Origin of the sequence: Aeromonas sp. QDB34, assembly GCF_027705405.1 — a bacterium.
Taxonomy (GTDB): Bacteria; Pseudomonadota; Gammaproteobacteria; order Enterobacterales; family Aeromonadaceae; genus Aeromonas; species Aeromonas hydrophila.
Genome location: NZ_JAPDBT010000008.1, coordinates 89,061 through 113,078 on the forward strand (window position 1 = coordinate 89,061; position 24,018 = coordinate 113,078).

General features: G+C 65.5%; 20 protein-coding genes. 4 read left to right on the forward strand and 16 right to left on the reverse strand.

Annotated elements, in window-relative coordinates; genetic code table 11:
• Positions 1 to 10: 10 nt before the first annotated feature.
• The 7 genes from nirB to OKC29_RS12835 form a co-directional block, all read right to left on the reverse strand.
• The gene (gene nirB, locus OKC29_RS12805) at positions 11 to 2,557 is read right to left on the reverse strand and encodes a nitrite reductase large subunit NirB (protein WP_162275791.1); all 2,547 of its coding nucleotides are present in this window, start codon (positions 2,555 to 2,557) and stop codon (positions 11 to 13) included.
• 296 nt (positions 2,558 to 2,853) lie between these two features.
• Positions 2,854 to 3,954 carry an ABC transporter permease gene (locus tag OKC29_RS12810; RefSeq protein ID WP_073352150.1) on the reverse strand — a complete coding sequence of 367 codons (1,101 nt, stop codon included), beginning with the start codon at positions 3,952 to 3,954 and terminating at the stop codon, positions 2,854 to 2,856.
• 3 nt (positions 3,955 to 3,957) lie between these two features.
• Positions 3,958 to 5,067, reverse strand: a complete 1,110-nt coding sequence (locus OKC29_RS12815; RefSeq protein WP_073352149.1) for an ABC transporter permease — start codon at positions 5,065 to 5,067, stop codon at positions 3,958 to 3,960.
• Positions 5,064 to 6,833, reverse strand: coding sequence for an ATP-binding cassette domain-containing protein (locus tag OKC29_RS12820; protein WP_073352147.1), 1,770 nt, complete (start codon positions 6,831 to 6,833; stop codon positions 5,064 to 5,066). Before OKC29_RS12820 ends, OKC29_RS12815 begins: the two co-directional genes overlap by 4 nt.
• Positions 6,830 to 7,798: a secretion protein HlyD gene (hlyD, locus tag OKC29_RS12825; protein ID WP_073352145.1), complete on the reverse strand. Its 969-nt coding sequence runs from the start codon at positions 7,796 to 7,798 to the stop codon at positions 6,830 to 6,832. The genes OKC29_RS12820 and hlyD overlap by 4 nt, the downstream gene beginning before the upstream one ends.
• Before the next feature lie 85 nt (positions 7,799 to 7,883).
• A complete protein-coding gene (locus OKC29_RS12830) occupies positions 7,884 to 8,525 on the reverse strand; it encodes a TetR/AcrR family transcriptional regulator (RefSeq protein ID WP_073352143.1) in 642 nt (213 codons plus the stop codon).
• A 241-nt stretch (positions 8,526 to 8,766) separates the two neighbouring features.
• The gene (locus OKC29_RS12835; protein ID WP_073352141.1) at positions 8,767 to 9,687 is read right to left on the reverse strand and encodes a LysR family transcriptional regulator; all 921 of its coding nucleotides are present in this window, start codon (positions 9,685 to 9,687) and stop codon (positions 8,767 to 8,769) included.
• Positions 9,688 to 9,855: 168 nt separating this feature from the next.
• Between OKC29_RS12835 and OKC29_RS12840 the strand changes: the two genes are divergently transcribed.
• Complete coding sequence (locus OKC29_RS12840; protein ID WP_073352139.1) at positions 9,856 to 11,280, forward strand: MFS transporter; 1,425 nt, start codon at positions 9,856 to 9,858, stop codon at positions 11,278 to 11,280.
• Between the two features lie 88 nt (positions 11,281 to 11,368).
• Here the strand turns inward: OKC29_RS12840 and hslU are convergent, their stop codons facing one another.
• The 4 genes from hslU to argS all read right to left on the reverse strand — a co-directional run bounded on the left by hslU (position 11,369) and on the right by argS (position 16,103).
• Positions 11,369 to 12,697 carry an HslU--HslV peptidase ATPase subunit gene (gene hslU / locus OKC29_RS12845; RefSeq protein WP_010676031.1) on the reverse strand — a complete coding sequence of 443 codons (1,329 nt, stop codon included), beginning with the start codon at positions 12,695 to 12,697 and terminating at the stop codon, positions 11,369 to 11,371.
• Between the two features lie 95 nt (positions 12,698 to 12,792).
• Entirely contained in the window at positions 12,793 to 13,326 is a 534-nt protein-coding gene (gene hslV / locus OKC29_RS12850; RefSeq protein ID WP_005306539.1) for an ATP-dependent protease subunit HslV, read from the reverse strand.
• A gap of 188 nt (positions 13,327 to 13,514) precedes the next feature.
• Positions 13,515 to 14,354, reverse strand: a complete 840-nt coding sequence (locus OKC29_RS12855) for an SPOR domain-containing protein (protein WP_011707775.1) — start codon at positions 14,352 to 14,354, stop codon at positions 13,515 to 13,517.
• A 3-nt stretch (positions 14,355 to 14,357) separates the two neighbouring features.
• The gene (gene argS, locus OKC29_RS12860) at positions 14,358 to 16,103 is read right to left on the reverse strand and encodes an arginine--tRNA ligase (protein ID WP_024945163.1); all 1,746 of its coding nucleotides are present in this window, start codon (positions 16,101 to 16,103) and stop codon (positions 14,358 to 14,360) included.
• A gap of 313 nt (positions 16,104 to 16,416) precedes the next feature.
• On the opposite strand from argS, the gene OKC29_RS12865 reads away from it, so the two are divergent.
• The 3 genes from OKC29_RS12865 (at position 16,417) to OKC29_RS12875 (ending at position 18,343) form a co-directional block, all read left to right on the forward strand.
• Entirely contained in the window at positions 16,417 to 16,983 is a 567-nt protein-coding gene (locus OKC29_RS12865; RefSeq protein WP_043164119.1) for an LON peptidase substrate-binding domain-containing protein, read from the forward strand.
• 132 nt (positions 16,984 to 17,115) lie between these two features.
• Positions 17,116 to 17,685: a sigma-70 family RNA polymerase sigma factor gene (locus tag OKC29_RS12870; protein WP_016352315.1), complete on the forward strand. Its 570-nt coding sequence runs from the start codon at positions 17,116 to 17,118 to the stop codon at positions 17,683 to 17,685.
• Positions 17,678 to 18,343 carry a ChrR family anti-sigma-E factor gene (locus tag OKC29_RS12875; protein WP_073352138.1) on the forward strand — a complete coding sequence of 222 codons (666 nt, stop codon included), beginning with the start codon at positions 17,678 to 17,680 and terminating at the stop codon, positions 18,341 to 18,343. The genes OKC29_RS12870 and OKC29_RS12875 overlap by 8 nt, the downstream gene beginning before the upstream one ends.
• A 61-nt stretch (positions 18,344 to 18,404) precedes the next feature.
• Here OKC29_RS12875 and bacA read toward each other — a convergent pair whose 3' ends face one another.
• From bacA to OKC29_RS12900, 5 genes are all read right to left on the reverse strand, one after another.
• On the reverse strand, positions 18,405 to 19,220 hold the full coding sequence (gene bacA, locus OKC29_RS12880; protein ID WP_011707770.1) for an undecaprenyl-diphosphate phosphatase: 816 nt from the start codon (positions 19,218 to 19,220) through the stop codon (positions 18,405 to 18,407).
• 192 nt (positions 19,221 to 19,412) lie between these two features.
• Entirely contained in the window at positions 19,413 to 20,423 is a 1,011-nt protein-coding gene (locus tag OKC29_RS12885) for an aldo/keto reductase (protein ID WP_073352136.1), read from the reverse strand.
• A gap of 186 nt (positions 20,424 to 20,609) precedes the next feature.
• Complete coding sequence (galM, locus tag OKC29_RS12890) at positions 20,610 to 21,602, reverse strand: galactose-1-epimerase (RefSeq protein ID WP_162275790.1); 993 nt, start codon at positions 21,600 to 21,602, stop codon at positions 20,610 to 20,612.
• A gap of 64 nt (positions 21,603 to 21,666) precedes the next feature.
• Positions 21,667 to 22,815 (reverse strand): galactokinase, encoded by a 1,149-nt coding sequence (galK, locus tag OKC29_RS12895; RefSeq protein ID WP_011707767.1) that lies wholly within the window; start codon positions 22,813 to 22,815, stop codon positions 21,667 to 21,669.
• Between the two features lie 103 nt (positions 22,816 to 22,918).
• Positions 22,919 to 23,968 carry a UDP-glucose--hexose-1-phosphate uridylyltransferase gene (locus OKC29_RS12900; RefSeq protein ID WP_073352615.1) on the reverse strand — a complete coding sequence of 350 codons (1,050 nt, stop codon included), beginning with the start codon at positions 23,966 to 23,968 and terminating at the stop codon, positions 22,919 to 22,921.
• Positions 23,969 to 24,018 lie beyond the last annotated feature (50 nt).

The window sequence follows — 24,018 nt, forward strand, 5'->3', positions numbered from 1 at the left end:
GCTAATTTCATCATTTGGTCTCCACCTCGATCTGGTAGACGGGGATGCGCTCGGCCGGGGTGGCCGGTCGGTGCTGGTCGCGCTCGCTGACGAACTGGACGTCCGGGTCGCGCTTGTCGCTATTGATGAAGTGGCTGAAACGCTTGAGCGCCTCCTCTTCATTGAGGGTGCGCGACCATTCGCACTCGTAGCTGTCGATCAGGATCTGGATATCGCGCTCCAGGGTGTCGGCCAGCCCCAGCTTGTCGTCGACGATCACTTCGCGCAGGTAGTCGATGCCCCCTTCCAGGTTGCCGAGCCAGACCGAGGTGCGCTGCAGTTTGTCGGCGCTGGTAACGTAGAACATCATGAAACGGTCGATCAGCTTGATCAGGGTCTCGCGGTCGAGGTCGGACGCCAGCAGGTCGGCGTGGCGCGGTTTCATGCCGCCGTTGCCGCCCACATAGAGGTTCCAGCCTGCGTCGGTGGCGATGATGCCGACGTCCTTGCCCTGCGCTTCCGCACATTCGCGGGTACAGCCGGAGACGCCGAACTTCATCTTGTGCGGGGTGCGAATGCCCTTGTAGCGGTTCTCGAGGAAGACCCCGAGGCCGACGCTGTCCTGCACGCCGAAGCGGCACCAGGTGCTGCCGACGCAGGTCTTGGCCATGCGCAGTGCCTTGGCGTAGGCCTGACCGGTCTCGAAACCCGCCGCCAGCAGCTTGCGCCAGATGGCAGGCAGATCATCCTTCTGGGCCCCGAACAGGCCGATGCGCTGGGCGCCGGTGATCTTGGTGTAGAGCTTGTAGTCGCGGGCCACTTCGGCCACCGCCAGCAGCCCTTCTGGGGTCACTTCGCCACCGGCCATGCGCGGGATGACGGAGTAGCTGCCGTCCTTTTGCATGTTGCCGAGGAAGATGTCGTTGGTGTCCTGCAGCGGGATGTTGCGCGGGCTCAGCACATGCTCGTTCCAGCAGGAGGCGAGGATGGAGCCGACGGTCGGTTTGCACACCTCGCAGCCATAGCCTTGGCCGTGCTTGGCCAGCAGCTCGTCGAAGCTCTTGATCCCCTCCACCTTGACCAGATGGAACAGCTCCTGGCGGGAGTGGGGGAAGTGGGCGCAGAGGTGGTTGTTGACCTCGATGCCCTGCTTCACCAGCTCGGCGTTGAGTACCTGACTGATGAGCGGCACGCAGCCGCCACAGCCGGTACCGGCCTTGGTGTGCTGCTTGATGGCGGCCAGGGTGGTGTGACCTTCGGCCACCGCCTTGGCGATGTCGCCCTTGGATACGTCGAAGCAGGAGCAGATCTGGGCGCTCTCCGGCAGGGCATCCACCCCCAGCGTCGGTTTGGCACCGGCGTAGGCGGGCAGGATCAGGGTGTCCGGGTGGCTCGGCAGCGGCAGGGCATTGAGCATCATCTGCAGCAGGTTGCCGTAATCTTCCACGTCACCCACCAGCACGGCGCCGAGCAATCGGCTGTTGTCCTCGCTCACCACGATCTTCTTGTAGACGCCGGCCTGATCGTCCTGGAACACATAGCTGTGGCTGCCCGGGGTGCGGCCGTGGGCATCACCGATGGAGCCGACGGAGACGCCGAGCAGCTTGAGCTTGGCGCTCATGTCCGCCCCTTCGAAACGGCTGTCGCCGCCGAGCAGATGGTCGACGGTGATCTGGGCCATCTTGTAGCCCGGCGCCACCAGGCCGAAGAAGCGGCCCTGCCAGGCGGCGCACTCGCCGATGGCATAGATGTCGGGGTCTGAGGTGAGGCAGTGATCGTCGATGACGATGCCGCCGCGCTCGGCGATGGCGAGATCACCGTAGCGGCCCAGGGTATCTTGCGGGCGAATGCCGGTGGAGAAGACCACCACGTCTACTTCCAGTTGGCTGCCGTCAGCGAAGGCGAGGCGGTGTTTCGCCTGCTCGCCGCCATGCATCAGGATCTCGCTGGTGCTCTTGCTGGTGTGTACCTGCACGCCCATGGATTCAATCTTGCGGCGCAGCAGCTGGCCGCCCTGACCGTCGAGCTGCTCGGCCATCAGCACCGGAGCAAACTCCACCACGTGGGTCTCGAGACCCAGCGCCTTGAGGGCGCCGGCGGCTTCGAGGCCAAGCAGGCCACCCCCGATCACCACCCCGCTCTTGCCGCTCTTGGCGGCGCTGCGGATGGCTTTCAGATCCTCGATGGTGCGGTAGACGAAGCACTCGTGGTGTTGACTGCCCTGGATGGGCGGCACCCAGGGGTAGGAGCCGGTGGCCAGTACCAGCTTGTCGTACTCGACCACAGTGCCCTTGTTGGAGTGCACTTCGCGGTTGGCCCTGTCGATTTTTTTCACCGCTTCGCCGAGCAGCAGGCGGATGCCGTGCTTGTCGTAGAAACCGGGTTTGACGAGGGAGAGATCTTCGCTGGTGTGGTGGGAGAAGTAGGAGGAGAGATGGACGCGATCGTAGGCGGGACGGGGTTCTGCACCGAAGACGGTGATCTCGTAGCGGCCCGGATCGGCCCGCTCGATCAGCTCTTCGATGAAGCGGTGCCCCACCATGCCGTTGCCCACAACGACCAGTCTGACTTTGCTCATAGTTGCCTCAAGTTTGGAGTAATAAAACATCATTCTGGGGCTAGGCTACCCAGTCGGCAGGGGTGGGCGATTGATGCAAATCAAGTGTCTATTTATATATCTCCTCAGGGGTAATTCGAGAAAACTCAACACTATACAAAAATAGGTATACCAGTTAATGATTTCTGGGCTGGCTCGGGGTGAGGAATGGTGGAGGGAAAGCCCGGTTTACCCACTGCCGGGGAGTGAAAACTTCTGTCGGAAAAAGACCGGTCTCGCACTGGGCGAGACCGGTATCAGCTGATCAAGGCGGCACGTCAGGCGATGTGGCGGCGGAACATGGCGAGCGCCAGCGACAGGGTGACGCCGGCGATGGCGAGCAGCGGCCAGAGCAGGGGCCAGGCGGCCGACCAGTCGAACCCCTTGAGGAAGACCCCCTTGAGCAGCACGATGAAGTGGGTGAGAGGGTCGATGGCCGCCAGCCACTGGAACACCTGCGGCATGTTCTCCACCGGCGAGATGTAGCCCGAGAGGATCACCGCCGGGACGGTGAAGGAGAAGACTCCGAGAAAGGCCTGCTGCTGGGTCGAGCAGAACGACGAGATGAAGAGCCCGATCCCGGCCAGTGCCAGCCCGTAGCAGACCATGCCCGCCAGCAGCAGGCTGAGGCTGCCGGCAAAGGGAAGGTGAAAGACAAAACGGGCGGCCAGCGCGACTATGCACCCTTGTCCCACCGCCACCAGGATGCCGGGCACCGCCTTGCCCGCCATGATCCAGCCTGCGGTGAGGGGGGAAACCAGCAGCTGATCGAAGGTGCCCTCTTCCCGCTCCCGCGCCACCGAGAGGGCGGTGACGATAAGACAGCCGGTGGTGGTGATGATGGCCACCAGGGCCGGCAGGATATGCCAGTGGAACTCGATATTGGGGTTGTAGAGGTTGCGCACCGCGAGGGTCGGCGGCGCCTTGCCTGCGTTCCCTTCTTCATTCTGCCAGCGGGCGATCACCTGGCTGATGTAGCCCGCCGCCACCTGACCACCGTTGGAGCGGCGGCCGTCGATGATCAGCTGCACCTTGGCCGGTTCGCCCCGCGCCAGCCGGCGCGAAAAATCCCCCGGAATAATCAGCCCGAGCAGTGCCTGCTGCCCGGTGATGGCCTCGGTCATGCCCGCCTCGCCTTGCACCGGGATGATGGTGGTGAAGGCGAGCATATGGGTGAGGCGCTCCAGCAGCTCGCGGCTCTGGGCTCCGCCATCCTGGTTGTAGATGGCCAGCGTGTTGCCGGTCACCTCCAGAGTGGCGGCGAACGGGAAGAGGGCGGTTTGCAGCAGCACCGGCATGATGAGCAGAAAGCGCCCCTGGGTGTTGCCCATCAGGGCCTGCAGCTCTTTTCGGATCAGCCACCAGAGTCGGATCAGCATGGGTTACTCCAGAGTGCGCCGCGTCTTGCGGGCGGTCAGGGCCAGCCAGAAACCGGCCAGCAGCAGCAGACAGAAACCGTTGACCAGCAGGATCGAGAAGACGCTGCCCGCCTGATAGAGGGTCTGCAGGGAGCTCGCGAAGTAACGGGCCGGAATGAGGTGGGTGATGGCCCGAAGCAGCGGTGGCATGCTGGCGATCTCGAACACGAAGCCCGACAGCATCACGGCGGGCAGAAACGCGGCGATCAGCGCTGCCTGCGCGGCGTTGAACTGGCTGCGCATCACGGTGGAGAGGAACAACCCGAGCCCGAGGGCGCTGCCGAGAAAGACGCTGGTGACCAGAAAGAGCAGCAGGAGGGAGCCGCGCCACGGCACCGCCATCACCGCCACCGAGAAGAGCAGGCAGAGCAGCATGGCGATGATGCCAAGGCCGTAGTAGGGCAACAGCTTGGAGAGCAGCAGCTCCCCCTTGGTGACCGGGGTGGCGAGCAGCGCCTCCATGGTGCCGCGCTCCCACTCCCGCGCCACCACCAGCGAGGTGAGCAGGGCACCGATGATGGTCATCACCACCGCAATGGAGCCTGGCACCAGAAAGTTGCGGCTCACCAGCGCCGGGTTGAACCAGGCGCGGCTCTCTATCGACACCGGCATGGCGACCCCCTCGCCAGCGAGCCACCCCTGCCAGATCCCCTGCACATAGTTGGTGACAAAGTTGGCGGTGTTGGGCTCGGAGCCATCGGTCAGCAGCAGCGCCTGCGGCGTGCCATTGCCCTGACCGGCCATGGCGCGGGAGAAGCCGTCATCGATCACCAGCAGGCCGCGGATCTCGCCACGGGCCAGACTGGCGAGCAGGGACTCCTTGCTCGGGCCGCTGTGGATCTCCAGTGCGGTAGAGCCGCGCAGGGCCTGCTCCAGCCGCACCGCCGGGGCGCCGCTGTCGGTGCGCCAGATGCCGAGGCGCAGATGGTCCACATCCAGATTGATGGCGTAGCCCATCACCACCAGCAGCACCACCGGCATGATGAAGGCGATGAGGATGCTGCTCGGGTCACGGACGATTTGCAGCGTCTCCTTGCGGCAGAGGGCCAGCAGTCGTCGACGGTTGATGCTCATGCGTCCTCCTCGCTGGCCCGCTCGACCAGGGTGATAAAGGCCTCTTCCATTGTTGGCAAAGAACAGGTCTGCAAGGAGCCGGTTGGCAAAGAGGTCGCCGCCTCTTTGGCGGCCAGCCCCTTGAGATCGTCCGGAGTGCCGAGGGCCAGCAGCTTGCCGCGATAGATGAGGGCGATGCGGTCGCAATACTCCGCCTCATCCATAAAGTGGGTGGTGACCAGCACGGTGACGCCGTGGTCGGCCAGCGCGTTGATGTGCGACCAGAACTCGCGCCGGGTCACCGGATCGACCCCGGAGGTGGGCTCGTCGAGGAACAGCAGCGGCGGCTCGTGCAGCAGGGCGCAGGCCAGCGATAAGCGCTGGCGCAGACCGAGCGGCAGGGATTCCGCCTTCTGATCGAGCCAAGGGGCGAGGGCAAAGGCAGTCACCATGGCGTCGATCCGCGTCTGCTGGTGGCGGCCGAACAGGCCGTAGATACCGGCGAAGAAGGAGAGGTTCTGGGCCACGGTGAGCTGCTTGTAGAGGGAGAACTTCTGCGCCATGTAGCCGAGACGCTGGCGCGCTGCCGAGGGGCTGTGGGCCAGATCGATGCCGGTCACCAGCGCCTGTCCCTCGCTCGGGCGCAGCAGGCCGCACTCCATCTTGAAGGTGGTGGACTTGCCCGCCCCGTTGGGGCCGAGCAGGCCGAAAATCTCGCCGCGGCGCACCGCAAAACTGACGTCATCGGTGGCGGCAAAATCGCCGAAGCGCTTGGTGAGGTGGCGCGCCTCGATCACCGCCTCGGGGGAGACCCCCTGCGGCAGTTCTGCTTCGCGCATCCCGGTTGCCAGACTCGACTCACCGCCGGGGCCGCCGCCGAGCAGGTCGATAAAGGCATCCTCCAACCGGGGCTGGGCCGGTTGAAAGGCGCCGTTGGCGAGATGCAGCTCCGAGAGCGGTGGGGGCGTCATGCCCGGGTGCAGCAGCAGGCGAACCCGCTCCCCCGCCACCGCGCCATCCATCACCGCCTGGTGAGCCAGTGCCCGGCGCAGCAGGGCACGCCGCTCGCGGCCATCCAGCTGCCCCGCCTCCAGCAGCCAGCAGCGGCTGGCCATGGCCCCCATCAGATCGGCTGGCGTGCCGCTGGTGCGCACCTCGCCATCCGCCATCAGCAGCACGTGGTCGCACAGCTCCGCCTCATCGAGATAGGCGGTACTCCAGAGCACCGTCATTCCCCCTTTTGCCAGCTCCCGCACCATCTGCCAGAGGGCGCGGCGGGAGATGGGATCGACCCCGACCCCCGGTTCGTCGAGCAGCAGCACATCCGGGGTGCCGAGCAGGGCGCAGGCCAGCCCGAGTTTCTGCTTCATCCCGCCAGAGAGCTTGCCTGCCGGCCTTGCGGTGAAGCGGGCAAGGTCGGTGAAGGCGAGCAGCCGCGCGAAGGTGGGTGTGCGTTCGGGCTCCAGTACGCCGCGCAAGTCAGCGTAGAGGGTGAGGTTCTCCAGCACGCTGAGATCCTCGTAGAGGCCGAACTGCTGGGGCATGTAGCCGAGGCGCTGACGCAACAGATCCCCCTCGCTCACCGGATCCAGCCCCAGCACCCGGATGGTGCCCGCTTCGGGGATCAGCAGACCGGCCAGCAGGCGCAGCAAAGTGCTCTTGCCCGCGCCGTCGGGGCCGACCAGCCCGGTAATGCCACCGGCCGGAATGGTGGCCGAGATGGCGTTGAGGGCGACCCGCTCGCCAAAACGTTTGGTGAGCCCCTCGAGGGAGATAGCGCTGTTCATGGCGCCAGCCTGACGGTGACCGGCATCCCCTGGCGCAGGGCCGGGTCGGGGTCCTGCACCACGATGCGCAGCCGGTAGACGAGGTGGGTGCGCAGGTCCGGCGTCTCCACCGATTTCGGAGTGAACTCGGCGGTGGGCGAGACAAAGCCCACCACCCCGTGATAGGGCTGATCCGGCCGCGAGTCGGTGGTGAGGATCACCCTGGCGCCGCTCGGGAAGTGGCCGAGCCAGGGCTCCTCCACATAGGCGCGCACCCAGACCGGTGCGGTCAGGGAGAGGTTGAAGGCGGTCGCTCCGCTCTGCACCATGCTGCCGTTCTCGATGGCGCGGCTGATGATGATGCCGTCGCTGGGGGCGGTCAGGCTGGCATCGGCCAGCGCCAGCTCGGCACTGGCGAGCGCCGCTTTGGCCCCTTCCAGCTGGGCATCGGACTGGGCGATTTCCTCCGGGCGGTAGCCGGTTTCGAGCTGGGCGAGCTGTTCGCGTGCCGAGCGCACCTGCGCCTGGGTCTGATCCCGCTGGGAGCGGGCGGTATCGAGCTGACCGCGGGAGATGGCGCCGGTGGCGGCCAATGCGCTCTGGCGGCGCCACTGCTGGTCGGCTTCCAGCGCAGCGGCCTCGGCGGCGGCCAGTGCAGCCCGGGCGCGGTCGGTCTCTTCGCTGCGATAGCCTTTGTGGATCAAGGCGTTGGCGGCAGTGAGCGCCGCCAGATTGGCCAAGGCGCTGTCGCGGCTGTGGGTGAGGGGCGCCGGATCCAGGCGTGCCAGCAGTTGACCTGCTTTTGCCCTATCCCCCTCGTCTACCAGCACCTGATCGACGCGGCCGCCGACCCGAAAGGCCAGATTGACGTCGCGAATATCGACGTTGCCGTAGAGGATGGATCCGTCGGCCGGGCGCCCCTGCCACCAGAGGTAGCCACCGATAACAGTTAGCAGCAGGGCCAGGATTGCAATGCGTTGTTTCATGCTGCTTCTCCTTGAGGATGGCTCTGCAGCCAGAGGTCACCACCGAGAACGGCCAGCAGCAGAGCTCGCATCGCGATGCGTTGTTTCATGCCGTTTCTCCTTCTTTCATGTCGGTGGGGCGCAGGCCGCGCAGGGCCCATACCAGCCGCTGTCTGGCGGCCTCGGGGCTGTCTATCTGGCTGAGAAAGGGGGCAGCCTGTTCGGGCAGCCAGCCGAGCTGACGACCGCTGCCGGCGATCACCAGCGGCAGGCCGACCGACCCCATGATGAAGATCATCAGCTGGAGCGGGTGACCCGCGACCAGCGACCCTTCCGCCTGTGCCATCCGTACCTGCTCGATCAGCAGCAGGGGATGACGGCGCGGCAGACTGAGCAGAAAGCGCTGGGCCGCCCCTTCACCCGCCAGGGCATCGCCAAACAGGTGGTTGATGAAGCCGCGCTGGCGCGCCACCAGCCCGATCAGCGCCTCCATGGTCGCCTCGAACATGGCGATGGCAGAGGAGTAGGAGCCTTTGGCTGCCACCGCCTTGAGCTCGTCATAGAGGGGGGCGTACCAGAGCTCGACCAACTCGTCGATAAAGGCGTCGCGGTTGCCGAAGTGGTAGACGAAGGAGCCGAGGTTCACCTCGGCCGCTGCCGCCAGCTCGCGCACCGGCAGGCCGCGCAGCCCCTTCTCGGTGGCGATGGCGAGGCCGGTATCGAGCAGTTTCTGACGGGTGGGGTGCATCTGGCTGGCGCTCCTGGTGTATGCATTTTGTACGCAATTATACGTCCGTATAAAAAATGCGGAAGCGGGTGGCAGGATCTTTTTGCCCGCAATGTGATCCGCCCCGCTCTGAGGGGCCGTGATCCCCGTCCGGCAGGGGGAAGGATCCACCGCTTGTGCCCAAGCCACAGGCATGTCGGTGTGACGGGGTGGTGACAGGCGCAAGAGGCTGGTGATGGAGCCGGGAGCTGCCTGACCCGGATCAGGGGGTGTCGGTGGCCTCGGTGTGATAGGGGGGCCGGGCACAGGTGTCCCGTATCAGGGCGCGCAGCCAGCGGTGGCCCGGATCGGCATCCTGACTGGGGTGCCAGAGCAGGGCGACCCGGATCCCTGGCAGAGCGAAGGGCAGGGGCAGGGTGACCAGATCGCCGAGCAGGCTGGCGCAGTGCAGGTGCGGCACCGTCGCCACCAGATTGCTCTCCCTGACCAGGGCCAGCGCCGTCGCAAACCCGGGAACCAGGGTGGTGATGGTGCGCCGCCTCCCCTGGCCTGCGAGGATCTCATCGATGGGGCTGTGAGGCTGGCCCCGGCGGGAGACCAGTACGTGGCGGGCGGCGGCATAGCGCGCCACGGTCAGGGTGCCGTCGCAGAGGGGGTGGTCCGGGTGCACCACGGCGACGAAGTGGTCCTGGAACAGGGCCTGGGTGCGCAGCTCGGGGGCCGTGGTGGTGCCGATCACCCCGGTCTCGAAGTCCAGCTCGCCACGGCGCAGGGGGCCGCTCTCCTTGTCGGGTTTGGCCAGAAAGTGCAGCCGCACCCCGGGGGCCTCGACGGCGAGGCGCGCCAGCAGGGCGGGGCCCACCGCCTCCACGAAGCCGTCACTGGATCGCAGGCGGAAGGTGCGCTCCAGGCTCGCCGGGTCTACTTCCTGCTGGGGGCGCAGCACGGCCCGGGTCTCCTGAACCAGGCGGGCAACCTCATCCCGCAGGATCTGCGCCCGGGGGGTGGGGATCAGGCCGCGTCCCGCCCGCACCAGCAGCGGATCCCCCGTGGTCTCCCGCAGCCTTGCCAGGGCCCGGCTCATGGCGGAAGCACTCAGGCCTAGCCGTCTGGCGGCGCCCGCCACACTGCCCTCTTCCAGCAGGGCATCCAGGGTGATCAGCAGGTTGAAATCCGGGGTCATGGTCGTCTCCTCGCAGGCGGCGCCTGACGGGCCGACCCCTTCATGATACGCGAGTTGCCGTCTCTTCATATGGCGTCTGATGCAACTATAAGCTGCAATCCGTGCGTCTTCCGCCTTGTCATCCCCCCCGCTAGCCTGAGTGCATCATCACTTGCCGGAGAGACTGCCATGTCCACACCACTTCTTGTTTCCCCTCCCGTGACGCGCCGTCTCGGTCTCGCGGGGCTCGGGCTCGCCACCCTGCTGCCCATGCTGGCGGGCAGCATGGCCAACCTGGTGCTGCCTGCCCTGGGGCAGGACTTCGGCGTGCCCTTCGCCAGCCTGCAATGGGTGCTGGTGGCCTACCTGCTTGGGATCACCAGTCTGACGGTGGTGGCGGGCCGGCTTGGCGATCGTCTGGGGCGGCGTCGCGTGCTGCTCTGGGGGACCGGGGTCTTTGCGTTGGCTTCCCTGCTGTGCGCCCTGGCCCCTTCCATTGGCTGGCTCATTGCCGCTCGCATCCTGCAAGGGGCCGGTGCGGCCTGCATGCTGGTGCTCTCCCTGGCCATGGCAGGAGAGCTGGTGCCGCCAGCCCGACGGGGCTGGAGCATGGGATTGCTCGGCACCCTGTCGGCCTGCGGCACGGCGCTCGGCCCCTCCTTCGGCGGCCTGTTGATCGGCAGATTTGGCTGGCAGGCTCCCTTCCTGCTGCTGCTCCCCCTGACGTTGCTGGCGCTGGGGTGTGCCTGGCGGGATCTGCCCCGGGATGAGGCGGGCTCTGCCGAGGGAGGTCTCCCGCTCACCAGTCTGTTGCTGCTGGTGACGGCGCTGCTCTGCTACGGGCTGGCACTGACCCGGGGCAGCCAACTCGGGGTCTGGCCGGGGATAGGGGCGCTCGTCGCCATGGTGCTCTTCGTGCGTGCCGACTCGGGCGCCCGTCGCCCCCTGCTGCCTCTGGCGCTGTTGGGGGCGTCCAGGCGAAGAGGCGGGATCATCGCCAGTGCGCTGGTGGCCAGCGTCATGGTGGCGACGCTGCTGATCGGTCCTTTCTACCTGCACGGTGCCTTTGCCCTCGACATGGGGACGGTGGGGCTGATGATCTCCATGGGCCCCCTGCTGGCGGCGCTGTCTGGCATGCCCGCTGGCTGGCTGGTGGACAGGGTGGGGGCGACCCCTGTGGTGCGCCTCGGCCTGGGACTCATGGTGGTGGCCGCCGTCTTGCTGGCCCTCCTGGACAGGGCGCTCGGGCCCCTCGGCTACCTGCTGCCCATCCTGCTGCTCACCGCCGGCTATGCCCTGTTCCAGACCGCCAACAACAGCGCCGTGGTAGGGGAGGCGGAGGGGGCGAGCCGTGGCGCCGTGGCCGGGCTGCTGACCCTGTCGCGCAACCTGGGCCAGCTGACGGGGGCGGCGGGGCTGGGGGGCCTGTTCGCCGCCCTGGCGGGGCGGCCCGATCTCGCCCTCGCGACGGCGGACGAGCTGGCGTTTGCCACCCGGGTCACCTTCGCCCTGACTGCCTTGCTGCTGATGAGTGCGCTCTGGCTGGCGGGAAGGGAGGAGCGTGCCGTGCAGGGTGATGTGGCCCGGGACGGCTGCGAGTCGGGAGAACGCTGAAAACGAAGACGCCTCCACAGGGGAGGCGTCTTGCTATGGGATTGAGCAGGATAGTAAACCGCTCAGCTCCTCGTTATCGATCAACCTGTTACAGAATGAAGCGGCTCAGATCCTCGTCTTCAATCAGCTTGCCGAGGTGGGCGTTGACGTAGTCGGTGTTGATGACGAAGGTCTCGCCTGACTTCTCGGAGGCGTCGTAGGAGATGTCTTCCATCAGCCGCTCCATCACGGTGTGCAGACGACGGGCGCCGATGTTCTCGGTGCGCTCGTTGACCTGCCAGGCCGCTTCGGCCAGACGGCGGATGCCATCCTGGGTGAACTCGATGTTGACCCCTTCGGTGGCCATCAGCGCCTTGTACTGATCGGTCAGGGAGGCGTTCGGCTCGGTCAGGATGCGCTCGAAGTCTTCGGTGGTCAGGGCGGTCAGCTCGACCCGGATCGGCAGACGGCCCTGCAGCTCGGGGATGAGGTCGGACGGCTTGGCGATCTGGAAGGCACCGGAGGCGACAAACAGGATGTGATCGGTCTTGACCATGCCGTGCTTGGTGTTGACGGTGCAGCCCTCGACCAGCGGCAGCAGGTCGCGCTGAACCCCTTCACGGGAAACGTCCGGGCCGGAGCTCTCGCCGCGCTTGCAGATCTTGTCGATCTCGTCGAGGAAGACGATGCCGTTGTTCTCGACGGAGGCGATGGCCTTCTGCTTCAGCTCTTCCGGATTGACCAGGCGGGCCGCTTCCTCTTCGATCAGCGCCTTCATGGCCTCCTTGACCTTGATCTTGCGCTTCTTCTTCTGGTTCTGGCCCAGGTTCTGGAACAGCCCCTGCAACTGGTTGGCCATCTCTTCCATGCCCGGCGGGGTCATGATTTCGACACCCATGGGGGAGGCGGCCAGATCCAGCTCGATCTCTTTGTCATCCAGCTGACCTTCCCGCAGTTTCTTGCGGAAAATCTGGCGGGTGTTGGAGTTGTCGGCTTTCTCTTCCTCACCCCAGCTGTTGCGCGGGTTGGGCAGCAGGGCGTCGAGGATGCGCTCTTCGGCGGCTTCCTCGGCGCGGTATTTCATCTTCTCCATCTCGGTCTCGCGCACCAGCTTGATGGCGACATCGGTCAGATCGCGGATGATGCTGTCCACTTCCTTGCCCACATAGCCCACTTCGGTGAACTTGGTCGCTTCCACCTTGATGAAGGGGGCGTTGGCCAGCTTGGCCAGGCGACGGGCGATCTCGGTCTTGCCGACGCCGGTCGGGCCGATCATCAGAATGTTCTTCGGGGTTACCTCGTGGCGCATCTCCTCGGAGAGCTGCATCCGGCGCCAGCGGTTGCGCAGGGCGACGGCGACCGCGCGCTTGGCGTCGGCCTGACCAATGATGTGTCTGTCCAGCTCGTGGACGATTTCTCTCGGGGTCATCTCGGACATGATGGCGTTCCTGTATCCGGGGCGGGCAGGGCCCACCCCTTGGAAAATGGGGCGTCTGGCAAGGCGGCCTTATTTGGCGGCCCTATTTCGCCGACTTATTTAGCTGAATAATCCAGCACTTCGATGGTGTGGTTGCCGTTGGTGAAGACGCAGATGTCGCCCGCAATCTTGAGGGACTTCTCGACGATGCTCTTGGCATCGAGCTCGGTGTTCTCCAGCAAGGCGATGGCGGCGGACTGGGCAAAGTTGCCGCCGCTGCCGATGGCGATGAGATCGTGTTCCGGCTGCACCACGTCACCGTTGCCGGTGATGATGAAGGATTTGTGCTCGTCGGCGACGGCCAGCAGGGCCTCGAGGCGACGCAGGGCGCGATCGGTGCGCCAGTCCTTGGCCAGCGCCACGGCGGCGCGCTCCAGGTTGCCCTGATGGGCCTGCAGTTTGGCTTCGAAGCGCTCGAGCAGGGTGAAGGCGTCGGCGGTGCCGCCGGCGAAACCAGCCAGTACCTTGCCGTTGTAGAGGCGATGAACCTTGCGGGCGTTGCCCTTCATGACGGTGTTGCCAAGGGAAACCTGGCCATCGCCACCGATGACGACCTGACCGTTGCGGCGAACTGAAACTATGGTAGTCACTTTACTTACCTCGCTTGAGCCGAATGACGGCCTGACTGTGCATGGCAAGAAAGATGGGGATGGCAAACCGGCTTTTCAAGCCTGTGGTGTGGCGAGACCAACGGGGTGGGAGAGGCGCGGTGGCAACTGGCACCAAAAGAAACAGGGCCGGGTGTTGCCACCCGGCCCTGTGGGTATGGACGCGGCGATCAGCCCTTCTTGGGGATGCAGCCGCTGATGCCGGAGCCCTGCAGCTTGCGGTTGGCCGCATCGGCCGCCGCCTTGCCGCTGAAGGGACCGACCATCACCTTGTAGACGGCGCCACCGGCCCCGTTGACCACCTGCAGGCTGGAAGAGAGCCCGGCGGTGAAGGCGATGCGCGCCTTGAGCGATTCGGCGGAATCCTGCGAGCGCAGGGCGGCGCACTGCATCATGTAGCGTTCGTTGTCGGCCGTTGCTGGCGGGGTTGCTGCCTTGGCCTTGGCGGCCTCGGCCCGTTCCCGCTCCAGTTCGGCACGCAGCTCCCGCTCCATCCGATCCCGTTCGGCCTTGCGGTCGATCACCTGCTCCTGGGCACTGGCCACCGGTGCGCCGGTGGCCGGCTTGGCCGGTTGTACCGGTTGCGGCTTGTAAGGCTGCACCTGACCGATGGGGGTACCCGGCTGGGGAATGTCGGTCGGCACCGGTTGCGGCAGCTTCTCCGGCTGCAGGGTCATGGTTTCCGCCGGCGGTGGTGGCAGCACGCCCGGCTGGGGCGGCGGCTCGGTGATATCGACCTGCTTGTTCTCCAGCCGTTCGATATAGCTCCACTTCTCCTGCGGCAGACCGTTGTTCTGTGCCTTGGGCTTGTTGGCTTTCACCTGCTCTTCGATGGTCGGGGCATCATGACCCTTGCCACTGATGGTGTAGAGGAAGCCGCCGAACCCTGCCAGCAGCGCCCCGGCCAGCAGGGCCGGGATAACAGGAAAGCGGCGAGGTGCCGCTTTCTTGGTGTTGCGACCACCCGCCCGACGTCGCGGGCGGCTGCCGACATAATCCCGGGTCGCCATCTATTACATGCGCTCCAGGGTGTGGATGCCCAGTACGCCCAGACCCAGCTTGAGGACCTTGGCGGTGGCGGCACACAGCAGCAGGCGGCTCTGACGGGTCGCTTCGTCGACGCCATCCTTGTTGATCGGGCAGGCTTCGTAGAAGGTCATGAAGTTGCCGGACAGCTCGTACAGATAGGTACAGAGCAGGTGCGGCATGCCCTTGTCCGCCACGCCGTTGACCGCGTCGGAGAACTGGATCAGCTTCTGGGCCAGCACCTCTTCCGCTTCCTCGTTCAGGATCACATGACCGCTCAGGGTGTCGGCATCGACGCCGGCCTTGCGGAAGATGGACTGGATACGGGTGTAGGCGTACTGCAGGTACGGCGCCGTGTTGCCTTCAAAGGAGAGCATCAGATCCCAGTCGAAGATGTAGTCGGTGGTGCGGTTCTTGGAGAGATCCGCATACTTGACCGCGCCCATGGCGATGGCGTGCACCACCTGGGCCTTCTCTTCGGCGGAGAGGTCGCTGTTGCGGCTCTCCAGCAGGGCGCTGGCGCGCTCTTCGGCTTCGTTCAGCAGTTCGACCAGCTTGACGGTGCCGCCGGAACGGGTCTTGTAGGGACGGCCGTCCTTGCCCAGCATCATGCCGAAGGCGTGGTGCTCGAGCGGTACGGATTCCGGCACATAGCCCGCCTTGCGGGTGATGGTCCAGGCCTGCATCAGGTGCTGGTGCTGACGGGAGTCGATGAAGTACATCACCCGGTCGGCGCCCAGGGTTTCGTAACGGTATTTGGCACAGGCGATGTCGGTGGTGGTGTAGAGGAAGCCGCCATCGCTCTTCTGGATGATGACGCCCATGGGCTCGCCATCCTTGTTCTTGTACTCGTCCAGGAAGACGACGGTGGCGCCTTCGCTTTCGACCGCCAGGCCGCGCGCTTTCAGATCGGCGACGATCTCCGGCAGCATGTCGTTGTACATGGACTCGCCCATGATGTCCTTGTTGGTCAGGGAGACATTCAGGCGGTCGTAGTTGCGCTGGTTCTGCTCCATGGTCATGTCGACCAGCTTCTTCCACATGGTGCGGCAGTACTCATCGCCGCCCTGCAGCTTGACCACGTAGTTGCGTGCGCGCTCGGCGAAGGCTTCGTCTTCGTCGTAGTGGCGCTTGGCCTGGGTGTAGAAGGCTTCCAGATCGCGCAGTTCCATGTCGGAGGCGTGCTCGTTGGCCATCTTCTCCAGATAGGCGATCAGCATGCCGAACTGGGTACCCCAGTCGCCGATGTGGTTGGCACGCACCACCTTGTGGCCGAGGAACTCCAGTGCACGGGCGGCTACGTCACCGAGAACGGTGGAGCGGATGTGGTGCACCGCCATCTCCTTGGCCACGTTGGGGGCGGAGTAGTCCACCACCACGGTCTGCGGCGCCGGCAGCTTCACGTTGGCGTTGGCAGAGGCGACCATGGCCTCCACCTGACCGGCCAGCCAGCTCGGGTCGAAGAAGAAGTTGATGAAGCCGGGGCCGGCGATCTCGACCTTGGCGATCAGATCGGAGGCGGGCAGGTGCTCGATGATGGCAGCGGCCAGCTCACGGGGATTCTTGCGGGCCGGTTTGGCCAGCAGCATGGCCAGGTTGGTGGCCAGGTCGCCGTGAGCCTTCTCCTTGCATCGGTCTACTTGCACGCGGGCTTCCAGGTCCGCCGGCAGGACGCCCGCTGACTTCAGATTGGCTACCGTTTGTTCAAGTAGATGATGAATATGCTCTTTCATAACTGACCACCAAGGTTGCGCGTCGAAAAATGACTGATATATAAGGGCGTGAATTTTACCCGCATCGGCCCGAGAAAACTATAGGGACGGCCCGCCGGAGTTGGACGGGCGGATATTTCACTGCATTTGGCACCGTAATCCAGAATATTGGACGGAAATTGTGGTGCTTATCCATTTCTACTGCATATCGAAGCGGCTTGTCCAGGCTATTTTCCCCTGATTGTTAAGGGGTTTTTTATTCCAACTCGTTCTGAATGATCTGCCCCGTCGGCACGGTCGTATCAACAGGGACCTTTTACCGAGGAATCTGTCGATGAAACTGGCGCTGTTTCCCCTCTCGGCCCATCTGCTGCCCGGTGGCATCATGCCGCTGCGCATCTTCGAGCCCAGATACCAGCGCATGATCGCCCAGGCGGGAGATCAGGGCTTCGCCCTCTGCATGCTGGATCCCCGCCAGCCCGATGCGCTGCGCAACATGTACCCCATCGCCACCCGGGTGAGGATCGTCGACTTCGATCAACTGCCGGACGGCCTGCTCGGCATCACTGTGCTTGGCATGGAGCGGGTCAGGATCACCGATCTGTGGCAGGAGGCTGACGGCTTGCGGCTTGGGGAGGTGGAGCAATTGCCCCCCTGGCGCACCGGCCGGCTCAATGCCGACCAGCACTCGCTGGCCAGGGCGCTGCAGGAGGTGTTCGAGGACTATCCGGAATACGCGGCCCTCTATCGCAACCCCGACTGGGGTGATGCCAGCTGGGTGGCCCAGCGCTGGCTGGAGGTGCTGCCCATCCCGGTGGAGCAGAAGCAGTGGCTGGTGGCGGCGGAAGACAACCAGCCGGCGCTCTCCCTGCTGAGCGGGTTGCTGGTCGCCAGCCACTGAGCCCTCTTTGATACGGCGCCAGTGATCCTTTTGCTGCGGCGCACGTATTGGCACTCATCACCCTCTTCAAGGTACGGCGCCATGGCATATACTGGCCAATCACAATCGACTCCGCACAGGATATCGCCCCCCATGGATGACCCCGCCGGCGATCTGAAATCCCTGTTGGTGCGGGTGGCCGAGCATGGCGACAAGGCCGCCTTCGCCACCCTGTTCCAGCACTTTGCCCCGCGCATCCGCAGCTACGGGCTGCGCCACCTCGGCAGCGAGGCCAACGCCATGGAGCTGGTGCAGGAGACCATGCTGCTGGTGTGGCAGAAGGCCCGGCTCTATCACCCCGACAAGGGGGCTGCCACCACCTGGATCTACACCGTGATGCGCAATCAGGGCTTCGACATGCTGCGCCGACGCCGCGCCAGCAAGGAAGAACTCTGTGCCGAAGAGCTGTGGCCCATGCTGGAGTTCAGGGCGGAAGAGGAGCACCTGAGCGGCGGCGAAGACGCCGTGCTGACCCGCCAGATGGCCCATTACGTCGGCACCTTGCCGGAACCGCAGCAGCAGGTGGTGCGCGGCATCTACCTGCAGGAGCTCTCCCAGCAGGAGCTGGCAGACCGGCTCGGCGTGCCGCTCGGCACCATCAAATCCCGCCTCAGACTGGCATTACAAAAATTGAAGGAACAAGTGGAGCAAGGCCATGATTAAAGCCCATCCCGTTCAGGCCATGTTGCGCGCCTTTGCCGCCGACGAACTGCCCCTGCCGCTGGCCGTCGGCGTTTCCGCTCACTGCGAGCTCTGCCCCGATTGTGCGGCCCGGCTGCGGGCCTGCGAAGAGGAGCTGGCCCGGCAATACCTGGCGCCCACCGAAGAGTGCGAGCCCTTGCCGGCGGCGTTCGATGCCATGCTGGCCGGCATCCTGCAGCAGCCGGTGGCCAGTGCGGCCGCGTTGAGTCAGTCGACGGCGGTCCAGCCCGAGCTGCAGGTGGCGGGCCAGTCGTACCGGTTGCCGCGGGTGCTGGCCCGTCACCACGCCCCCAGCTGGCGTCACATCGGCGCCATCCGGCAGGTGAGCCTGCCGCTCGACGAGCAGGGGGCCCGCGCCAGCCTGCTGCACATAGAGGCGGGTGGCCGCATCCCGGAGCACACCCACAAGGGCTACGAGCTGACCCTGCTGCTGGCAGGCACCATCGAAGATGGCGACACCCGCTATCAGGCCGGGGACTTCATCTGGCGCGATGCCAGCCATGCCCACAGTCCGCACACCCCGGACGGCTGCCTCTGCTACACGGTGCAGGATGCGCCGGTCCAGTTCACCAAGGGGTTGTCGCGGCTGCTGAACGGCATCAGCCATCGCCTCTACTGAGTCATGGCGGCAATAAAAAAGGGACCCTCTAGGTCCCTTTTTGCATGGTGTCGCGGCCGGATCAGGCGACGAACACCAGATAGACGGCGAAGGCCACCACGAAGCGGTAGATGGCGAACGGGATGAAGTCGAGGCGACGGATCAGCGCCAGGAAGGTCTTGATGGCGATCATGGCCACCACGAAGGCGGTGATGAAGCCCACCGCGAACATGGGGAAGTCGGCCATGGAGAGCAGATCCCGGCTCTTGTAGAGATCCAGTCCGCTGGCCGCCACCATCATGGGTACCGCCAGGATGAAGGAGAACTCGGCCGCAGCCTGACGGCTGATCCCCATCAGCATGCCGCCGCTGATGGTGGCACCGGAGCGGGAGAAACCAGGCCAGAGCGCCAGGCACTGGAACAGACCGATGCCGAGCGCCTGCTTGTAGCTGATGTCGTCCAGGGTTTCGGAGCGCACTGCCGGGCGGAACTTCTCGGCGATGATCAGCAGGATGCCGCCGGCCACCAGGGCGTACATCACGGTTTGCGGGCCGAACAGATGAGCCTTGATCCAGCTGTGGATGGCGAGGCCGATGATCACGGCGGGCAGCATGCCGAGGATGATGTGCACCAGCGAGAGGGTGGCGTGTCCCTGCGCCGGTTTTTGGCCGAAGTGGATGCCGATCAGGCCAAACAGGCGGCGCCAGAACACGGCGACCACCGCCAGGATGGAGCCCATCTGGATCACCACTTCGAAGGTGGCAGCCTTGGGGCCGTCGAAGCCAAGCAGGTGGCCGACGATGATCATGTGGCCGGTGGAGGAGACGGGGAGGAACTCGGTCAGGCCCTCCACTATGCCCAGCACGAAGGCGACAAACAGGGCGTAAGACTCTGTCATGTTTCAGATCTCTTGATTATTGGTCCGGATGAAGTCGGCCCCGAGCCGAGCCAGGGGCGACCAATGATGGAGGAAAATCGGGCGGGCAACCAGTGAATATTGTGTCGGTGCCAGGCCGCGCCGGCGGGATCGACGGCGGGGTCATGGGTTTTCGTTCGGGTCATATTTGTTCGCTGTCGGCATCGGCCCCGATCAGGCGGTGCCCTGGCTGGCCAGGATCCCCTCGATTTGCTGCAGCAGCGCCGCATCCAGCGGGGGTTGGGCCTGGGCTTCCACCGCGCTGACAATCTGTTGCGGGCTGCTGGCACCGATCAGGGCGCAGCTCACCACAGCGTCGCGCAGCACCCACTGCAGCGCCAGTTGCGACAGCGGTTGGCCCCGCTGCTGCGCCAGCGCATGCAGGGCTCGGATGGTGGCCAGCTTGCCGGCGGTGATCTGCTCGGGCTTGAGGAAGGGGCTGGCACTGGCGGCGCGCGAATCCGCTGGAATGCCGGCCAGGTAGCGATCGCTCAGCAGCCCGCCGGCCAGCGGGGAGAAGGCGACCACCCCCATGCCGTGCTCGCGGCAGACCGGCAGGGTGTCGGCTTCAATATCGCGCTGGAACAGGGAGTATTTGAGCTGATTGACCAGACAGGGGGTGCCCAGCTCCGCCAGCCGGGCGGCGGCCTGCGCGGCGAGCGGGGCCGGGTAGTTGGAGAGGCCGACGTAGAGCGCCTTGCCCTGACGTACCATCAGGGCCAGCGCCTGACAGGTCTCCTCCAGCGGGGTGCGCGGATCCGGCCTGTGGTGATAGAAGATGTCCACGTAGTCGAGACCGAGCCGGCGCAGGCTCTGGTGCAGGCTGGCAAACAGGTATTTGGCGCTGCCGCCGTCGCCGTAGGGGCCATCCCACATGATGTATCCCGCCTTGCTGGCGATGATGAGCTCGTCTCGATAGGGAGCCAGGCTCCCCTTGAGCAGCTTGCCGAAGGTGATCTCGGCCGACCCCGGCGGCGGCCCGTAGTTGTTGGCCAGATCGAAGTGGGTGATGCCCAGATCGAACGCCTGGTGCACCATGGCTTTTGCGGTGGCGGGATCGCACTCGGCGCCGAAGTTGTGCCAGAGGCCGAGACCGATGCCGGGCAGACGCAGGCCGTGGCGACCGGCGGGTCGATAGGGCTGGCGCTGGTAGCGGTCGGGGGCGGCGAGGTAGTGATCATCCATAACGACTCCTTGCGTGAACTTGTGTGCGAGCGGATGTGACGGGGTGACCCCGCGCCCTCTTCATCCGCCATGTCGGCGTGGAGCAGAGCGCGCGGGGCCAGCGTGTAGCCAGAGTGCCGCGAAACGGTGACGCCGCCCCGGCCGCGCCTGTGGTGGTCAGCGCAGGTCTGCCGGAGAGGGCCGGGGTCAGCTGGCGGCGATAAAGCGATAACGGGTCTGGTGACGATAAGTCTGCCCCGGCAACAGCCAGGGATCCCCCAGCTCGGGCCGGTTGGGGCTGTCCGGCAGTTGCTGGGCCTCCAGACAGAAGCCGGCGTGATCCTGATGGAGTTGGCCATCGCGTGCCGGCGTATTGGCCAGCCAGTTGCCGGTGTAGAACTGCAGCGAGGGCTGGTTGGTGTAGACCTCCATGGCCAGCTGGCGATCCCCCGAGACTACCCGCGCCGCGCACTCGGCGGTCGGCCCGTTGAGCACAAAGGCGTGGTCATACCCCTTGGCCTGTTGCAGCTGAGGGTGGCTCAGCCAATCTTGTCCGATAAGGCGCTCACGGCGCAGATCGAACGGCCCCTCCACCGGTGCGATCGTGAGTGGCAGCCCGCTCGGGTCGGTCGGCAGGAAACGGTCGGCATTGAGGCGGATGAGGTGATTGCGCACATCGCCGTCGGCGGCTTGTCCATCGAGATTGAAGTAGGTGTGGCTGGTGAGGCTGACCGGGGTGGCGGCATCCGTGCTGGCGACGAAATCCACCACCAGATCGCACTGTTCCAGCCGGTACTCCAGCGTGACCCGCAGGTTGCCGGGAAAGCCCTGATCCCCCGCCCGGGAGAGCAGGGTCAGTCTGACCCGGTCCGCCTCCCGCTCCTTGATCTGCCAGTGCTGGCGATGAAACCCCGCCCGTCCGCCGTGCAGGCAGTGGGGCGGCTGGTTGGCATCCAGCGGCCAGCGCTGGCCGTCGCGCAGCAGCTCGGCGTTGCCGATGCGGTTGGCAAAGCGCCCCGCCACCGCCCCCAGCCACACCTGCTGGGCGGGGTAGGCCTCATCGGCGCAGCCCAGCAGCACTTCGCGGCGCCCGCCCGCCACCGGCAGGGTGAGGGAGGTGAGGGTGGCGCCGAAATCGAGGCCGCGCAGGCGCAGCCCCTCCTCGTTTTCCAGCTCGAACGGGATCATGGCATCGCTCATAGTCTGCCTGCACCTGTGTTGCCGATCCGGCCGACGTCGCCGTCGGCCTGCATCATCAATGGGCTCATAGTTTTCCCGCCCCTGCGCTGGCGCGGCAGACGTAGCTGTCGGCCTTGAGGCCGAAGCGGGCCGGGTACTCGGCATCGACCGCGGCGATCACCTCGGCCACCTTGTCGGGGTGCAGCAGGGCGACCACGCAGCCACCGAAGCCGCCGCCGGTCATCCGCACACCGCCTTCGGTGCCGATCCTGGCCTTGATGATCTCCACCAGACCGTCGATGGCGGGCACGGTAATTTCGAAGTCATCGCGCATGGCGGCGTGGGAGTCGGCCATCAGCTCGCCGAGGCGCACCAGATCCCCTTGCGCCAGCGCATCGGCGGCGGCCAGGGTGCGGCTGTTGTCACCCACCACGTGACGGGCACGACGATAACAGACCTCATCCAGCCCGGCCTTGCCCGCTTCCAGCGCCGCCAGATCCAGATCGCGCAGCGCCTTGACCCCGTAGTGACGGGCGGCGGCTTCGCACTGCTGGCGGCGGGTGTTGTATTCGCTGTCCACCAGGCCGCGGCGCACGTTGGAGTTGACGATCAGCACCGCCAGATCGGTGGGCATGGGGATGAGTCGGGTTTCCAGCGAGCGGCAGTCGAGCAGCAGGGCGTGATCCTGTTTGCCGCTGGCGGAGATCATCTGGTCCATGATGCCGCAGTTGCAGCCGACGAACTGGTTCTCCGCCTGCTGGCCGTTGAGGGCAATCTCGGCTTGCGTGATGGCGAGCCCCAGCGCCTCCTTGAAGGCCTGGCCGATGGCCACTTCCAGCGAGGCGGAAGAGGAGAGGCCGGCCCCCTGCGGCACGTTGCCGGAGACCACCAGATTGAGGCCGCGCAGCGGATAGCCCCGCTCCTGCAGGTACTTCACCACCCCGCGGATGTAGTCGCTCCAGCGCTGGTCGGCATGGTGGCCGATGGGCTGGTCGAGATCGAACAGGTCGCGCTGGTTGCCGTAGTCGGCGGCGATCACGTGCACCAGGCTGTCATCGCGCAGGCCGATGGCGACGCAGGTCTCGTAGTCGATGGCGCAGGGCAGCACGAAGCCGTCGTTGTAGTCGGTGTGCTCGCCGATGAGGTTGACGCGGCCGGGGGCCCGCACCAGCAGGTCGGGTTGTTGCTCAAACTGCTCGGCAAACACGGCGCTGACGCGCTGGCTCGGGGTCATAGGGCCTCCTCGTTGGCCTGATTGGTCTGGTTGTAATGAATGGGGGAAAGCGCCCGCAGCCGTTCCGCGGCTTGCTCCGGGGTCGGAACACATTGACTGGGTTTCATCGCTTCTCCCCGTCAGCCTGGTTGTAATGAATGGGGGACAGTGCGCGCAGCCGTTCCGCGGCTTGTTCCGGGGTAAGGTCACGCTGGGTCTCGGCCAGCATCTCGAAGCCCACCATGAATTTGCGCACCGTGGCGGAGCGCAGCAGCGGCGGATAGAAGTGGGCATGCAGTTGCCACGCCTCTGGGCAGTCGGAGCGGGGCGGGGCAAAGTGCCAGCCCATGGAGTAGGGGAAGCTGCACTCGAACAGGTTGTCGTAGCGACTGGTGAGCTCCTTGAGCGCGATGGCCAGATCCTGCTGCAGCTCGGGGGTGAGGTCGAGCAGAGAGGGAATGTGGCGCTTGGGCAGCAGCAGGGTCTCGAATGGCCAGGCCGCCCAGAAGGGGACTACCGCCAGCCAGTGGGCGGTCTCCACCACGATGCGGGAGCGATCCTGCAGCTCCCGCTCCACGTAGTCGACCAGCAGCGGGCGGCCGTGCTCCGCCAGCCAGTCGCGCTGGTGCTGCTCTTCGCGGGCAATTTCATTGGGCAGGAAGTCGCTGCCCCACAGCTGACCGTGGGGATGAGGGTTGGAGCAACCCATGACGGCGCCCTTGTTTTCAAACACCTGTACCCACTCCCACTGGGCCGACAGCTCGGCCACCTGCTCCATCCAGGTGGTGATCACCTGCTCGATGGCAGGCAGGGGCAGTTCGGGCAGGGTCTTGCCGTGATCCGGCGAGAAGCAGATGACCCGGCTGGTGCCACGGGCGGCTTCCAGCTTGAGCAGGGGATCCTGCTGGCCACTGGCGGCCGGGGTGTCCTGCATCAGGGCGGCAAAGTCGTTGGTAAAGACGAAGGTATCCCGATAGTCGGGGTTCTGGTCGCCGGTGACGCGCTTGTTGCCGGCACAGAGGAAGCAGTCGGGGTCATGGGCCTGGCTCGGCGCCTGGCTCACCTTCTCGACCTGGCCCTGCCAGGGGCGCTTGGCTCTGTGAGGGGAGACCAGCACGTATTGACCGGTCAGCGGGTTGAAACGACGGTGGGGGTGATCAACCGGGTTGAACATCATCACTCCTCAAGCTCAATAAAAGGAATTGCGGGCAGTGATGAGGGCGG

What these genes read in the sequence shown, in the direction of transcription:
- nirB (WP_162275791.1), bottom strand. Translation starts at nt 2,557, where the DNA reads ATGAGCAAAGTCAGACTGGTCGTTGTGGGCAACGGCATGGTGGGGCAC.
- OKC29_RS12810 (WP_073352150.1), bottom strand. Translation starts at nt 3,954, where the DNA reads ATGCTGATCCGACTCTGGTGGCTGATCCGAAAAGAGCTGCAGGCCCTG.
- OKC29_RS12815 (WP_073352149.1), bottom strand. Translation starts at nt 5,067, where the DNA reads ATGAGCATCAACCGTCGACGACTGCTGGCCCTCTGCCGCAAGGAGACG.
- OKC29_RS12820 (WP_073352147.1), bottom strand. Translation starts at nt 6,833, where the DNA reads ATGAACAGCGCTATCTCCCTCGAGGGGCTCACCAAACGTTTTGGCGAG.
- hlyD (WP_073352145.1), bottom strand. Translation starts at nt 7,798, where the DNA reads ATGAAACAACGCATTGCAATCCTGGCCCTGCTGCTAACTGTTATCGGT.
- OKC29_RS12830 (WP_073352143.1), bottom strand. Translation starts at nt 8,525, where the DNA reads ATGCACCCCACCCGTCAGAAACTGCTCGATACCGGCCTCGCCATCGCC.
- OKC29_RS12835 (WP_073352141.1), bottom strand. Translation starts at nt 9,687, where the DNA reads ATGACCCCGGATTTCAACCTGCTGATCACCCTGGATGCCCTGCTGGAA.
- OKC29_RS12840 (WP_073352139.1), top strand. Translation starts at nt 9,856, where the DNA reads ATGTCCACACCACTTCTTGTTTCCCCTCCCGTGACGCGCCGTCTCGGT.
- hslU (WP_010676031.1), bottom strand. Translation starts at nt 12,697, where the DNA reads ATGTCCGAGATGACCCCGAGAGAAATCGTCCACGAGCTGGACAGACAC.
- OKC29_RS12855 (WP_011707775.1), bottom strand. Translation starts at nt 14,354, where the DNA reads ATGGCGACCCGGGATTATGTCGGCAGCCGCCCGCGACGTCGGGCGGGT.
- argS (WP_024945163.1), bottom strand. Translation starts at nt 16,103, where the DNA reads ATGAAAGAGCATATTCATCATCTACTTGAACAAACGGTAGCCAATCTG.
- OKC29_RS12865 (WP_043164119.1), top strand. Translation starts at nt 16,417, where the DNA reads ATGAAACTGGCGCTGTTTCCCCTCTCGGCCCATCTGCTGCCCGGTGGC.
- OKC29_RS12870 (WP_016352315.1), top strand. Translation starts at nt 17,116, where the DNA reads ATGGATGACCCCGCCGGCGATCTGAAATCCCTGTTGGTGCGGGTGGCC.
- OKC29_RS12875 (WP_073352138.1), top strand. Translation starts at nt 17,678, where the DNA reads ATGATTAAAGCCCATCCCGTTCAGGCCATGTTGCGCGCCTTTGCCGCC.
- bacA (WP_011707770.1), bottom strand. Translation starts at nt 19,220, where the DNA reads ATGACAGAGTCTTACGCCCTGTTTGTCGCCTTCGTGCTGGGCATAGTG.
- OKC29_RS12885 (WP_073352136.1), bottom strand. Translation starts at nt 20,423, where the DNA reads ATGGATGATCACTACCTCGCCGCCCCCGACCGCTACCAGCGCCAGCCC.
- galM (WP_162275790.1), bottom strand. Translation starts at nt 21,602, where the DNA reads ATGAGCGATGCCATGATCCCGTTCGAGCTGGAAAACGAGGAGGGGCTG.
- galK (WP_011707767.1), bottom strand. Translation starts at nt 22,815, where the DNA reads ATGACCCCGAGCCAGCGCGTCAGCGCCGTGTTTGCCGAGCAGTTTGAG.
- OKC29_RS12900 (WP_073352615.1), bottom strand. Translation starts at nt 23,968, where the DNA reads ATGTTCAACCCGGTTGATCACCCCCACCGTCGTTTCAACCCGCTGACC.